General features: G+C 61.0%; 10 protein-coding genes and 1 pseudogene. 6 read left to right on the top strand and 5 right to left on the bottom strand.

Features of this window, described 5'->3' with window-relative positions; genetic code table 11:
• Nucleotides 1-19 precede the first annotated feature (19 nt).
• From PSUM_RS26840 to PSUM_RS26830, 3 genes are read left to right on the top strand one after another with little or no spacing between them, the layout of a single operon-like run.
• The gene (locus tag PSUM_RS26840; protein WP_083349679.1) at nucleotides 20-937 is read left to right on the top strand and encodes a putative 2-dehydropantoate 2-reductase; all 918 of its coding nucleotides are present in this window, start codon (nucleotides 20-22) and stop codon (nucleotides 935-937) included.
• A 45-nt stretch (nucleotides 938-982) separates the two neighbouring features.
• Complete coding sequence (locus PSUM_RS26835; protein WP_033039745.1) at nucleotides 983-3,019, top strand: HAMP domain-containing sensor histidine kinase; 2,037 nt, start codon at nucleotides 983-985, stop codon at nucleotides 3,017-3,019.
• Between the two features lie 2 nt (nucleotides 3,020-3,021).
• On the top strand, nucleotides 3,022-3,603 hold the full coding sequence (locus tag PSUM_RS26830; protein ID WP_033039748.1) for a cob(I)yrinic acid a,c-diamide adenosyltransferase: 582 nt from the start codon (nucleotides 3,022-3,024) through the stop codon (nucleotides 3,601-3,603).
• 114 nt (nucleotides 3,604-3,717) lie between these two features.
• On the opposite strand, the gene PSUM_RS26825 is transcribed toward PSUM_RS26830, so the two are convergent.
• The 4 genes from PSUM_RS26825 to secA form a co-directional block, all read right to left on the bottom strand.
• On the bottom strand, nucleotides 3,718-4,662 hold the full coding sequence (locus PSUM_RS26825) for a Nudix family hydrolase (RefSeq protein WP_020797887.1): 945 nt from the start codon (nucleotides 4,660-4,662) through the stop codon (nucleotides 3,718-3,720).
• Nucleotides 4,659-5,291 (bottom strand): glutathione S-transferase family protein, encoded by a 633-nt coding sequence (locus tag PSUM_RS26820; RefSeq protein ID WP_020797886.1) that lies wholly within the window; start codon nucleotides 5,289-5,291, stop codon nucleotides 4,659-4,661. The genes PSUM_RS26825 and PSUM_RS26820 overlap by 4 nt, the downstream gene beginning before the upstream one ends.
• 145 nt (nucleotides 5,292-5,436) lie before the next feature.
• A complete protein-coding gene (argJ, locus tag PSUM_RS26815) occupies nucleotides 5,437-6,654 on the bottom strand; it encodes a bifunctional glutamate N-acetyltransferase/amino-acid acetyltransferase ArgJ (RefSeq protein WP_020797885.1) in 1,218 nt (405 codons plus the stop codon).
• A 121-nt stretch (nucleotides 6,655-6,775) separates the two neighbouring features.
• On the bottom strand, nucleotides 6,776-9,511 hold the full coding sequence (gene secA / locus PSUM_RS26810) for a preprotein translocase subunit SecA (protein ID WP_020797884.1): 2,736 nt from the start codon (nucleotides 9,509-9,511) through the stop codon (nucleotides 6,776-6,778).
• A 307-nt stretch (nucleotides 9,512-9,818) separates the two neighbouring features.
• Here secA and PSUM_RS26805 point away from each other — a divergent pair, with 307 nt between their 5' ends.
• Complete coding sequence (locus PSUM_RS26805) at nucleotides 9,819-10,274, top strand: DUF721 domain-containing protein (RefSeq protein WP_083349680.1); 456 nt, start codon at nucleotides 9,819-9,821, stop codon at nucleotides 10,272-10,274.
• A 102-nt stretch (nucleotides 10,275-10,376) separates the two neighbouring features.
• On the opposite strand, the gene PSUM_RS26800 is transcribed toward PSUM_RS26805, so the two are convergent.
• Nucleotides 10,377-11,864 (bottom strand): helicase HerA-like domain-containing protein, encoded by a 1,488-nt coding sequence (locus PSUM_RS26800; protein WP_042955423.1) that lies wholly within the window; start codon nucleotides 11,862-11,864, stop codon nucleotides 10,377-10,379.
• Nucleotides 11,865-12,053: 189 nt separating this feature from the next.
• Between PSUM_RS26800 and PSUM_RS32735 the strand changes: the two are divergent.
• Together PSUM_RS32735 and PSUM_RS32730 are read left to right on the top strand one after the other, a co-directional pair.
• Nucleotides 12,054-13,085 (top strand): annotated as a pseudogene (locus PSUM_RS32735) (cache domain-containing protein); the annotation flags it as partial.
• 93 nt (nucleotides 13,086-13,178) lie between these two features.
• On the top strand, nucleotides 13,179-13,943 hold the full coding sequence (locus PSUM_RS32730) for a methyl-accepting chemotaxis protein (RefSeq protein ID WP_371106612.1): 765 nt from the start codon (nucleotides 13,179-13,181) through the stop codon (nucleotides 13,941-13,943).
• Nucleotides 13,944-14,007 lie beyond the last annotated feature (64 nt).

Here is a 14,007-nt window from a genome sequence, read left to right as displayed (position 1 = left end):
TAAACAGAGCAAAAAGCTGATGTCCACCACCTGGCATGTACTAGGCGCCGGTAGCCTCGGCACGTTGTGGGCCACTCGCCTGGCTCGGGCCGCAGTGCCGGTGCGCCTGATACTGCGTGACTCAGCCCGGCTACGGGCGTACGAGGCGGCAGGCGGCTTGACCCTGGTGGAACATGACCAGGCACAGCTATATCCAGTGAGCGCCGAAACGGCTGACAGCCTCGCACCGATTAATCGACTACTGGTCGCCTGCAAGGCCTACGATGCGGAACTGGCCGTGGCACAGCTGGCACCCCGACTGGCGCCCGGCGCCGAACTGATCCTGCTGCAGAACGGCCTGGGCAGCCAGGACGCCGTGGCGGCGCAAGTCCCGCAGGCGCGCTGCATTTATGCGTCAAGCACTGAAGGCGCCTTTCGCGACGGTGACTGGCGTGTAGTCTTTGCCGGGCACGGGTTTACCTGGCTGGGGGATGCCGGCCATCCTGTCGCGCCGATCTGGCTGGACGACCTCGACGCCGCGGGCATTCCCCATGAGTGGAGCACCGAGATTCTCACCCGGTTGTGGCGCAAACTGGCACTCAACTGCGCGATCAATCCGTTGACAGTGCTGCACGATTGTCGCAACGGCGGGTTGCAGGAGCACCATTGTGAGGTCGCCACCCTGTGCGGCGAACTCATCGAGCTGCTTGAGCGATGCGGCCAGCCAGCAGCCGCCGAAAACCTGCAACAGGAGGTTGAACGGGTGATCCACGCGACCGCTGCCAACTACTCCTCGATGTACCAGGACGTCAGCAACCGGCGCCGCACCGAAATCAGTTACCTGCTGGGCCATGCCTGTAAAGTCGCGGCGCGGCATCAACTGAACCTGCCGCACCTGAATCAGCTTGAGTCCAAGTTGATCGCGCGCCTGCTCAGCCTTGGATTGCCCAGCGACTGAGCAGCGGCTACGCTGGCCACTTGTTCCCTTGCAGCGATAAACCTGATGCCATTGCGCCAGCGTCTTGAAAACCTCCCTGTCGGCCAGAAACTGCTGGCCGCCCTGTTGGTGCTGTTGACCACTGTGCTGCTGGTTGCGAACCTGACCTTTATCAGCGCCGCTTACTACATTTCCCAAGAAAGCATGGCGCCCCAGGCCCTGCAGACCATCGGCCGACTGGTCTCCAACCCGAGCCTGGTGTCTGAGGCACTGCAATCGCCGCAAAGCGCCCAGCGCCTGCTCGATGAGCTCGACAGCTATTCACCACTGCGCGCTGCAGCCCTGTATGACGGCAAGGGCGAGCGCCTGGCGCAGTTGCAACATGGCGATCACCTGAGCCTGCCCAAGCATTACCGGCACATCGAATCCTGGCAAGTCACCGAGTTTCGCAGTAACCAGGTCATCACCCTGCCCCGCCCCGGCACCGCACCCGGCCACTTGCTGCTGGTGGCCAGCAGTGAGCTGCCCATGGCGTTCTATACCGGGACCCTGACCGCCAGCCTGGGGATCCTGATTTTCAGTGTGCTGCTGTGGCTGGTCATCGCGCGACAGATCAAACGCCTGATTACCCGGCCGATTCATCAGCTGGAGGAGCTCTCCCGCCAAGTGACCCGGGAAGAGAACTACGCCCTGCGCGCCTCCCGGGGCAATCACGATGAAATCGGCAGCCTGGCCGAGGCGTTCAACACCATGCTCTCGCGGATCGAAGCCCGGGAACAGCAACTCAAACGCGCCCGCGATGACTCCCAGGCCGCGTATGACCAGGCCCAGGGACTGGCCGAAGAAACCCGCCACACCAATCGCAAGCTGGAACTCGAAGTCCAGGTACGGAGCAAGATCGAGAAAAAACTCACGGGTTTCCAGAATTACCTCAACAGCATCATCGACTCCATGCCATCGGCGCTGATCGCCCTCGACGAACAGCTTTACGTAACGCAGTGGAACCAGGAAGCCAGCGCCCTTTCCGGTACACGCCTGGACGAAGCCTTGAACCAGCCGATCTTCCTCGCCTTCGAACCGCTCAAGCCGTTCCTGCCGCAGCTCAAGCAAACCGTCGAGCAACACACGGTGGCCAAGATCGAGCGCGTGACCTGGGTCAAGGACGATGAGCCCCGCCACTACGCCCTGACCTTCTATCCGTTGATGGGCGGTGCCGGACGCGGCGTGGTGATCCGCATCGACGACATTACCCAGCGCCTGTCCCTTGAAGAAATGATGGTGCAGTCAGAGAAAATGCTTTCCGTCGGTGGCCTCGCCGCCGGCATGGCCCACGAAATCAACAACCCGCTCGGTGCGATCCTGCACAACGTGCAGAATATCCGCCGCCGGCTGTCCCCTGAACTGCCGAAGAACCTGGAACAGGCCGAGCAGATCGGTGTCGAGCTATCGACCGTCAACCAGTACCTGCAAGCACGCGAAGTGCCACAACTGCTCGACGGCATCCAGCAGGCCGGCGCCCGGGCGGCGAAGATCGTCACGCACATGCTTAGCTTCAGTCGGCGCAGTACCCGCCAAATGGCCCCGTGCGATCTGCCAGCGCTGATCGACCAGGCGGTGGAAATCGCCGGAAACGACTTCGACCTGGCGATTGGTTTCGACTTCAAGGGCCAGGCGATCATTCGCCAGTTCGACCCGGCGCTGGGGCCAGTGCCCGGTACCGCCAACGAGCTGGAACAGGTGCTGCTCAACCTGCTGAAAAACGCCGCTCAAGCCATTCACCAGCGTGAAGACGACAGCGAACCAGGGCGCATCATCCTGCGCACCAAGCTGAATCCGCCGTGGGCGGAGATCCAGGTCGAAGACAACGGCATCGGCATGAGCGAAAGCGTGCGCAAGCGCATCTTCGAACCGTTTTTCACCACCAAGGAAGTCGGTCAGGGTACCGGCCTTGGCCTGTCGGTCTCGTATTTCATCATCACCAACAACCACAAGGGCCAGATGGAAGTGCAATCGACCCTTGGCCAAGGCACCTGCTTTACCCTGCGCCTGCCATTGGCGAGCACCCCGCTCGTCTCTCAAGAACTCAACCAGTTAACGAGGTAACCATGGGCTTTCGCTTGTCGAAGATTTACACCCGCACCGGCGACAAAGGCGAAACCGGCCTGGGCGACGGTCGCCGTGTGCCCAAGGACCACCCGCGGATCGAGGCTATTGGCGAGGTAGATACGCTCAACAGTCAGGTCGGAGTGTTACTGGCTGGACTGGCGGCAGAAATTGCCCTGCATCCGGGCTTGAAGGAAGTGATCGAGGTATTGGCGCCCTGCCAGCACCGGTTGTTTGACCTCGGCGGTGAACTGGCCATGCCGGAGTATCAGGCGCTGAACGCCGCGGAAATCGAACGCCTGGAAGCGGCGATCGATGTGTGGAATGCAGAGCTTGGGCCGCTGGAGAATTTCATTCTGCCGGGGGGGTCAATGCTGATCGCCCAGGCTCATGTGTGCAGAAGCCTGGCCCGCAGTGCGGAGCGCCGCTGCCAGCATTTGAATGCTGTTGAGCCTTTGGGCGGGGTGGGATTGGCTTATATCAATCGGCTGTCGGATTTGTTGTTTGTGGTGGCAAGATTGATTGCCCGGCGTCAGGGGGTTGCCGAGATTTTGTGGCAGCCGGCGGTGAAACCAGAGATTTAGCCGTCGCCTTTCAGACCGACTTCGCGAGCAGGCTCGCTCCCACAGTTGACCGAGTACGCGGTCAACTGTGGGAGCGAGCCTGCTCGCGAAGGGGTCAGTGGCTACACCAGGGAATCAAGTCTCAGGCCAGAACGCCCGAATCCCCGCCACGCCCTGCGCTCCTGCTGCCCAAGCTTTCTCGACTTCCGCCGGGCCAACCCCACCCAGCAAAAACACCGGCCTGCTGAAACCCTCGATCAAGCTCGAAGCCTGCTCCCAGCCAAGCGGTAGAGCGCCCGGATGCGTCAAGGTCGGCTGCACCGGCGACAGGGTCACGAAGTCCACACCCATCTCCTCGGCCAGCGCCAGCTCTTCAGCGTTATGGCAAGACGCCGCCAACCAGCGCGATGCCGGCAACGGACGACCGGCAGCCGCGTACTTGCGCAACTGTGCCGACGTGATGTGCCAACCGGCGGAGGGGAAATCTCCCAGCCACTCGAACGGCCCCTTGATCATCAGCTGCGCCTTGCCGGCACACAGCCCGACGGCGTCCACAGCCAGATCGCGGTACTTCGGGTCGTAACCGTTTGGTGCGCGCAACTGGATCAGCTTGATGCCGCCCGCGATGGCTTTCTGGATCCCTCGCAACAGGGCCGGGGTTTCCAGGTCTTCAGGCGTGATCAGGTATTGCTCGGGCAAGCGCGCGGCCGCCACGATTGGCCGGTTGGCCTCAGGGAACTCGTAACCCGACAGATCACGCGCCGTCACCCAAGCCAATGGCTGACCTTCGGCGCCGTGAGGCTCACCGGTGAACGCCGAGACTTCCCAGACATCCAGCAACACCTGCTTGTCCGGGTAATCATGGCGGACCTTGATCAGCGGGCGTGCCGCGCCGACCACGATACCCAGCTCTTCCTGCAGCTCACGGGCCAAGGCGCTTTCGACCGACTCGTCGGCCTCGACCTTGCCACCGGGAAATTCCCACAGGCCGCCCTGGTGCTGAGTATCGGCACGACGGGCGATGAGGATCTTGCCGCTGCCATCACGGATAACGGCGGCTGCTACGTGTACTCGTTTCACCGCTTGATCTCCTCCAGGCCGGCCTTCTGCCAAGCCTTGAACGCTGGCCATTGGTAGAGGGTTTCAACATAGGCTTCGTCGACTGCCGACAGCTTGACCTGATAGGTACGCAGGCGCACGGCAATGGGTGCAAAAAAAACGTCGGCCAGGCTTATGCGACCGAACAGGTAGGGCCCAGGCTCGGTCGCGACAGAGCGGCATTCAGCCCACAACGCCGACATGCGCTCGATGTCTGCCTGCACATCCGCCGGAACCGGCGACAGCGGCGCGTCGTGATTCAGGTCGAATGGCATGTTGCCGCGCATGGCGAAGAACCCGCTGTGCATTTGCGCGCACGCCGAACGCGCCTGGGCACGGGCGGCGATATCCTTGGGCCACAGGCCCGCGTCGGGAAACTGTTCCGCCAGGTATTCGGCAATCGCCAGGGAGTCGGCGATGGTGCCGTGTTCGGTCTTGAGCAACGGGACCTTGCCGGTTGGCGAGTGCTTGAGCAGACGTTCGCGGGTGTCCGGCTGGTTCAACTTGATCAGTTCTTCGGTGTAGGAGGCGCCGGCCAGATCGAGGGCCAGGGCGCCACGCAGGGACCAGGAGGAAAGCAGTTTGTCGCCGATGATCAGGTGGAGGCTCATGTTCGGGACCTTTTGATGAGGTGGACAGGCCAAATTCTTTAGCGTCTGGTCATCCCTCATCGCGGGCAAGCCCGCTCCCACAGTGATCGCGCCGTACCACGGAACCTGTGGGAGCGGGCTTGCCCGCGATGGGGTCGACTCGGTCTTAAGTACGGTACTCGGCGTTGATCTTCACGTACTCGTGGGACAGGTCGGTGGTCCAGATGGTTTCGCTGCAATCACCACGACCCAGTTCGATACGAATAGTGATTTCTTCCTGCTGCATCACCGCCGCGCCCTGGGCTTCGGTGTAGGTCGCAGCGCGGGCGCCACGGCTGGCGATGCACACTTCACCGAGGAACACATCGATCTTGCTCACGTCCAGGTTCGGCACGCCGGCACGACCAACAGCCGCGAGGATGCGGCCCCAGTTCGGGTCGGAAGCGAACAGCGCAGTCTTGATCAATGGCGAGTGGGCCACGGTGTAGCCAACGTCCAGGCATTCCTGGTGAGTGCCGCCGCCGTTGACTTCAACGGTAACGAATTTGGTCGCGCCTTCGCCGTCGCGAACGATCGCCTGGGCCACTTCCATGCACACCTCAAATACCGCCTGCTTGAGCTTGGCGAACAACTCGCCTTCGGCACGGGTGATTTCCGGCAACGCCGCCTGACCGGTGGCGATCAGCATGCAGCAGTCGTTGGTCGAGGTGTCGCCGTCGATGGTGATGCGGTTGAACGACTTGTTGGCGCCGTCCAGCATCAGGTTTTGCAGCACATCGCGAGCAACCTTGGCGTCGGTGGCGATATAGCCGAGCATGGTCGCCATGTTAGGGCGAATCATGCCCGCGCCCTTGCTGATACCGGTGACGGTGATGGTCACGCCGTCGTGCTGGAACTGGCGGCTGGCACCCTTTGGCAGGGTATCGGTGGTCATGATGCCGGTGGCGGCAGCTTCCCAGTTGTTCTCCGACAGATCGTCGAGGGCGGCTTGCAGTGCGCCCTCGATTTTCTCGACCGGCAGCGGCTCGCCGATCACACCAGTGGAATACGGCAGCACCAGGCTGGCGTCTACGCCGGTCAACTCTGCCAGCTTGGCGCAGGTGCGCTCGGCCGCGGCCAAACCTGGTTCACCGGTACCGGCGTTGGCATTGCCAGTATTGGTCAGCAGGTAACGCACCGGACCTTGCACGCGCTGCTTGGCCAGGATCACCGGGGCGGCGCAAAAGGCGTTCAAGGTGAATACACCCGCCACCGTCGAGCCTTCGGCACAACGCATGACCACCACATCCTTGCGCCCCGGGCGCTTGATACCGGCCGAGGCGATACCGAGTTCAAAACCGGCAACCGGGTGCAACGTTGGCAAAGGACCAAGACCAACAGCCATGAATGCGCTCCTTTATAAATGATGTCTGCACCGCTTCAGCAAAAGCGATGGTAAAAATGGCAAAACGCCGCGACGGCATGAGCCGGTCGCGGCGCGGGTATTTCAGCGTATGAAACGGGGGTTACTGGATCTGCCCGTGGCAATGCTTGAACTTCTTGCCCGAACCGCAGTAGCACAGTTCGTTACGGCCCAGCTTCTGCTCGTTGCGAACCGGGGCGGTGGCGAGGGCCACATCGACCTCTTCACCCAACTGCTCCGGCTGCTCCAGGCTCGGAGCCTCTTCATGCAGGAACTGCATGCGCGCCGCCAGTGCCTCGGCTTCCTGGCGCAGGCGCGCCTCTTCCTCGGCCGGATCTTCGCGACGCACCTGAACGTGTGACAACACACGGATCGAGTCGCGCTTGATCGAATCCAGCAGCTCGGAGAACAGCGTGAACGACTCGCGCTTGTACTCTTGCTTCGGGTTCTTCTGCGCATAACCGCGCAAGTGGATACCGTGACGCAGGTGATCCATGGTCGACAGGTGGTCTTTCCACAGGTCATCCAGCACGCGCAGGACGATTTGCTTCTCGAAGGTGCGCAGCGCTTCCGCGCCCGCCTGGTCTTCTTTCTCGTTGTACGCGGCGATCAGCTCCTGCATCAGCTTCTCGCGCAGGGTTTCCTCGTACAGGTGATCGTCTTCGTCGAGCCACTGCTGAATCGGCAGCTTCACACCGAAATCGCTTTCCAGGGCCGCTTCCAGACCCGCCACGTCCCACTGCTCTGGCAGCGATTGCGGTGGAATGTGCGCGCTGACGGTAGCGTTGAGTACGTCCTGGCGGAAGTCAGCAATGGTTTCACCGATGTTGTCGGCAGCCAGCAACGTGTTACGCATGTGATAGATAACTTTACGCTGTTCGTTGTTGACGTCGTCGAACTCGAGCAGTTGCTTGCGAATATCGAAGTTGCGACCTTCAACCTTGCGCTGGGCCTTTTCGATGGCGTTGGTCACCATGCGGTGCTCAATCGCTTCGCCAGGCTGCATGCCCAGGGCCTTCATGAAGTTCTTCACCCGATCAGAGGCGAAGATGCGCATCAGGCTGTCTTCCAGCGACAGGTAGAAACGACTGGAACCGGCGTCACCCTGACGACCGGCACGACCACGCAATTGGTTGTCGATACGGCGCGATTCGTGACGCTCGGACGCGATCACCTGCAAACCACCCGACTCGAGCACTTGCTGGTGACGTTTCTGCCAGTCCGCCTTGATCTGGGCAATCTGCTCAGGGGTCGGGTTTTCCAGCGAGGCCACTTCCACTTCCCAGTTGCCGCCCAACAGGATGTCGGTACCGCGACCGGCCATGTTGGTGGCGATGGTCAGTGCACCCGGGCGACCGGCCTGGGCGATGATCTCGGCTTCTTTTTCGTGGAACTTGGCGTTCAGGACCTTGTGCTCGATGCCTTCCTTGTTGAGCAGGTCGGACATGCGCTCGGAGGTTTCGATGGTCGCAGTACCCACCAGCACCGGACGGCCCGCGGCCATGCTTTCCTTGATGTCAGTGACGATTGCCGCATATTTCTCGTCGGCGGTCAGGAACACCAGGTCGTTGTAGTCTTTACGGGCCAGCGGCTTGTTCGTCGGAATGACGATGACCTGCAAGCCATAGATCTGATGGAACTCGAACGCTTCGGTGTCGGCCGTACCGGTCATGCCGGACAGTTTGTTGTACAGACGGAAGTAGTTCTGGAAGGTGGTCGAGGCCAGGGTCTGGCTTTCGGCCTGAATGTTCAGGTTTTCCTTGGCTTCGATGGCCTGGTGCAGGCCTTCGGACAGACGGCGACCGGGCATGGTGCGACCGGTGTGCTCGTCGACCAGTACGACCTGGCCGTCCTGCACGATGTATTCAACGTTGCGATGGAACAGTTTGTGCGCACGCAGACCGGCATAAACGTGGGTCAGCAGGGCCAGGTTGTGCGCCGAATACAGGCTCTCGCCTTCCGCCAGCAGGCCAAGGCGGGTGAGCGCGTCTTCGACGAACTGGTGACCGGCTTCGTTGAGCTCGACCTGGCGGGTCTTCTCGTCAACGGTGTAGTGACCGGCCTTGGTGACTTCGCCTTCGACTTCTTCGACGTGCAACTCCAACTGCGGGATCAGTTTGTTGATCTCGATATACAGCTTGGAGCTGTCCTCGGCCTGACCGGAAATGATCAGCGGGGTACGGGCTTCGTCGATGAGGATGGAGTCGACTTCGTCGATTACTGCAAAATTGAGTTCGCGCTGGAATTTTTCTTCCATGCTGAACGCCATGTTGTCGCGCAGGTAGTCGAAACCGAACTCGTTGTTGGTGCCATAGGTGATGTCGGCGGCATAGGCCAGGCGCTTCTCTTCCGGCGGCTGGAATGGCGTGACCACGCCGACCGTCAAGCCGAGGAATTCGTAGAGCGGGCGCATCCAGTTGGCGTCACGACGGGCCAGGTAGTCGTTCACCGTCACAACGTGCACGCCCTTGCCGGACAATGCGTTGAGGTAAACACCCAGTGTTGCCACCAGGGTCTTGCCTTCACCGGTACGCATCTCGGCGATCTTGCCTTCATGCAAGGTCATGCCACCGATCAGCTGGACATCAAAGTGGCGCATACCCATGACGCGCTTGCCGGCTTCACGGGCAACCGCGAAGGCTTCCGGCAGAAGCTGGTCGAGGGTTTCCCCTTTGGCGAAGCGGGCCTTGAACTCGTCTGTCTTGGCACGCAATTGATCGTCCGAAAGGGCCACCATTCGCTCTTCGAAGGCATTGACGAGTTGCACCGTCTTGAGCATGCGTTTGACTTCACGCTCGTTCTTGCTTCCAAAAAGTTTTTTTAACAAAGGCGCAAACATATCGGCAGGATCTTCCACACTAAAGGGATGGAGGGCGGCCCCGTGAGTCGCCCGAGCAGCCCTCATGGCCGCATGCGAACGAGCATTCTACCCGGAAACGGTGGTGAGGAAAGTGGCGTTACTCCACGATGCTGGCACAGCGTTGTGACGGGGCTCATTTAAAATAAGGGCAAATCGCTGAACTTCAAGCCATTCACGGCAGAAGTTACTGGTTGATTTAATGGGTAAAGCGCGCGCAAAGCAATGGGGCGGGCGCATCCGGTGCTTTCTGCTACCATGGCGGCTCTGTTACTTCAGGTGTCTGATCATGGCATTTCGCCCTCTTACGGCCAGAGCACCCGCCGTCCTGCTTCGCGAAGCCAAGCCGCTCAAGGCCATTCTAGGCCATGCTCAACGCCTGGGTCATTTGCAACGCTTGCTCGAGAGCCAGCTGCAACCCGACGCGCGCGCGCATTGCCACGTGGCGTCCTGGCGCGAAGGCAGTTTGTTGCTCATTGTCACCGATGGTCATTGGGCCACCCGCCTGCGCTACCAGCAAAAACGCCTGCAGCGGCAACTGCAGATGTTCGATGAGTTCGCCAGCCTCACGCGAATCCTGTTCAAGGTCCAGCCGCCTACCGTTCAACAAGGGGCGACCGGGCATACCATGGATTTATCCAATGATGCGGCCGCGACCATCCAGGCCACGGCCGACGGCATCAGCGATCCAAATCTGCGGGCGGCGCTGGAGCGCCTGGCGGCGCACGCCAAGTCCAGGGCATGACATGGAACCCCTGTGGGAGCGAGCCTGCTCGCGAAAGCGGTGCTTCAGTCGACATAAATGTTGAATGTAACATCGGATTCGCGAGCAGGCTCGCTCCCACAGTTAGCGGCGTTTGCTGCCGCCCAACAATGACCCCATCAACCCGCGCACCAATTGCCGTCCCAGCTGATTAGCCGCCTGTCGCATCGCTGATTTCAGTGCCTGCCCCGCGGCCGTGCCGAGAAACTCTCCGGCTTGCTCGGTGAAACTCGGCTCCTGCGCCGTCGGTTTTGCTGGCGCAGCCTCAGGTTCGGGGGCCAGTCCCTTGCGCCCCATCAGTATTTCATAGGCTGATTCGCGATCGATCGGCTTGTCATACCGCCCCTTGCACGGCGAACCGGCTATCAGCAGCGTGCGCTCCGTTTCCGTCAGCGGCCCGATGCGTGATTGCGGTGGAGCCACCAGCACGCGCTGGACCATTTCCGGTGTGCCCTTGTCCTGCAAGGTGCCCACCAGTGCCTCGCCGATGCCCAGCTCAGTCAGCACCGACAGGGCGTCAAACGCCGGATTCGGTCGGAAGCCATCGGCCACCGCTCGCAGAGATTTCTGCTCCTTGGCGGTGAACGCGCGCAAGCCGTGCTGGATGCGCAGGCCCAGCTGTGCCAGCACGTCATCGGGCAAGTCGCCCGGTGACTGGGTGACGAAATACACCCCCACCCCTTTGGATCGAATCAGCCGCACCACTTGCTCCAGTCGATCCTGCAGCGCCTTGGGCGTGCCGGCGAACAACAAATGCGCCTCGTCGAAAAACAGCGCCAGCAACGGTTTGTCCGCATCGCCACGTTCCGGCAGTTGCTCGAACAGTTCCGCCAGCAGCCACAACAGGAACGTCGCGTAGACCTTGGGGGCTTCATGCACCAGACGACTGGCATCGAGCAGGTGGATGCGCCCGCGGCCATCGGCGGTCGGTTGCAGAATATCCTCCAGTTGCAGCGCCGGCTCACCAAACAGCGCCTCAGCGCCCTGCTGCTCCAAAGTTGCCAGGCGTCGTAGCAGGGCCTGGCTGGAGCCGGTGGTCATTAGCGCCGCGTCATCCCCCAGCAGTTCGGGGTGGTCCTTGAGGTGATTGAGCAGCGCCTTGAGATCCTTCAAATCCAACAGCAACAAACCCTCGCGGTCGGCCACCTTGAACGCGGCATACAGCGCCGACTGCTGGCTGTCGGTCAATTCCAGCAGGCTGCCGAGGAGTAACGGCCCCATTTCACTCAATGTCGTGCGCAAAGGATGACCGGACTGACCGTGAATATCCCACAAGGTCACCGGATAGGCCGCTGGCTTGTGGTTCAGCCACGGCATACCGGCAATGCGCTCGGCGATCTTGCCCTGGGGGTTGCCGGCAGCGCCCAGGCCGCACAGGTCACCCTTGATGTCGGCGGCAAAGACCGCCACGCCGGCATCGCTGAAGGCTTCGGCCAGACGTTGCAACGTGACGGTCTTGCCGGTCCCGGTAGCGCCTGCGATCAATCCGTGACGGTTCGCCAGGCGCATGGCCTGGGCGATCGGCTGGCCCGCGAGATCGGCGCCGATAACAAGTTGCAATGAATCAGGCATTTGGTCACCCATGGTTAATCTTTGGTCCTACACGGCCGATAGAAATATCGACAAAGCAGACAGACACAAATCTGTCGGACATTTCCCTTAAGGAGCGACGGAAATATCACTTGCTTTCAACATTGCCCATCGTGCGTTCCTTTATAAAAGCACGCGCTGGGCATTAAGACCTTAGCGGAACCCCAAGCCATGAACAAAAATCTACGCTTCAGCCACAAAATCCTGCTTGCCGCCGCCCTTATCGTCATTGCGACTTTCGCCTCATTCACCCTGTATAACGACTATTTACAGCGCAATGCCATCCGCGAAGACCTGGGCAACTATCTCAACGAGATGGGCGACGTCACCGCCAGCAATATCCAGACCTGGCTGACCGGCCGTATCCTGCTGATCGAGAACCTCTCGCAAAACATTGCCATCAACCCGGAACAAGCCAACGTCGCCACCCTGCTGGAACAGAAAGCTCTGACGTCGACGTTCATGGCGTCCTACCTGGGCGACGCTACCGGGCACTTCACCATCCGACCGGATGCGAAGATGCCGGACGGTTTCGACCCCAGGGTTCGCCCTTGGTACAAGGGTGCGCAAAACAGCAGCACGCCGACCCTGACCGAACCCTATGTCGATGCTGCGACCGGACAAACGATCATTTCCCTGGCCATGGCCTCGACGAAAGCCGGGCAAGGCGTTGGCGTAGTGGGCGGCGACCTCAGCCTGCAAACCTTGATCGACACCCTCAGCGCCCGGGATTTCGACGGCATGGGCTACGCATTTCTGGTCAGCGCCGACGGCAAGATCCTGGTCCACCCGGACAAAGCCCTGGTCATGAAGTCCCTGGGCGAGGCATACCCGCAAAATACCCCGCGCATCAGCCGCGACTTCAGTGAAATCGTGGTCGACGGCAAGACCCGCATCGTCACCTTTACTCCGATCAAGGGCCTGCCGTCGGTCAATTGGTACATCGGCCTGTCGGTGGACAAGGACAAGGCCTTCTCGATGCTCAGCGAGTTCCGCACCTCGGCGGTGATTGCCACGGTGATCGCCGTCGCCATCATCATCGCCCTGCTGGGCATGCTGATCCGCCTGTTGATTCAGCCGCTGCACGTCATGACCCGGGCCATGGCCGACATCGCCGACGGCGAAGGCGACCTGACCAAACGCCTGGTGATCCAGAACAACGACGAGTTCGGTAACCTCGGCACAGCATTCAACCGCTTCGTGGAACGTATCCACGGATCGATCCGCGAAGTGTCCTCGGCCACCGGCCAGGTCAATGAGGTGGCGTTGCGTGTGGTTGCCGCCTCGAACTCGTCGATGTACAACTCCGACCAGCAAGCGTCGCGCACCAGCAGCGTGGCAGCGGCGATCAACCAGCTCGGTGCCGCCGCCCAGGAAATCGCCCGCAATGCCGCGCAAGCGTCGAGCCAGGCCAGCGATGCCCGCAACCTGGCCGAAGATGGCCAGCAAGTGGTGGACCGCAGCATTGCCGCCATGAATCAACTGTCGAACATGCTCAGCGCCTCGAGCAGCAACATCGAATCGCTCAACAGCAAAACCGTGAACATTGGTCAGATTCTTGAGGTCATCACCAGCATTTCCCAGCAAACCAACCTGCTGGCGCTCAATGCCGCCATCGAAGCGGCACGGGCCGGTGAAGCCGGGCGTGGATTTGCCGTGGTGGCCGATGAAGTGCGAAACCTGGCGCATCGCACCCAGGAATCGGCACAGCAGGTTCAGACCATGATCGAGGAGCTGCAGGTCGGCGCCCGCGAGTCGGTTAGCACGATGAGCGACAGTCAGCGCCACAGTCAGGACAGCGTGGAAATTGCCAACCTGGCCGGCGAGCGCCTGAGCAGCGTGACGCAACGCATCGGTGAAATCGACGGTATGAACCAGTCGGTGGCAACCGCCACCGAGGAACAGACCGCCGTGGTCGAGTCGATCAATGTCGACATCACCGAAATCAACACCCTGAACCAGGAAGGTGTGGAAAACCTGCAGTCAACATTGCGTGCATGTACGGACCTTGAGCAGCAGGCAGCGCGATTGAAGCAGTTGGTGGGCAGCTTCCGCATCTAGCGTTTTAGCTGGCCTCTTCGCGGGCGGCGATCCGACTCGCCCGCGAAGAGAAATACCCTGACAC

The organism is Pseudomonas umsongensis (assembly GCF_002236105.1).
Classification (GTDB): domain Bacteria; phylum Pseudomonadota; class Gammaproteobacteria; order Pseudomonadales; family Pseudomonadaceae; genus Aquipseudomonas; species Aquipseudomonas umsongensis.
The sequence above is the reverse complement of the archived record's forward strand: the minus strand, read 5'-3'. Positions and strand labels throughout refer to the sequence as shown.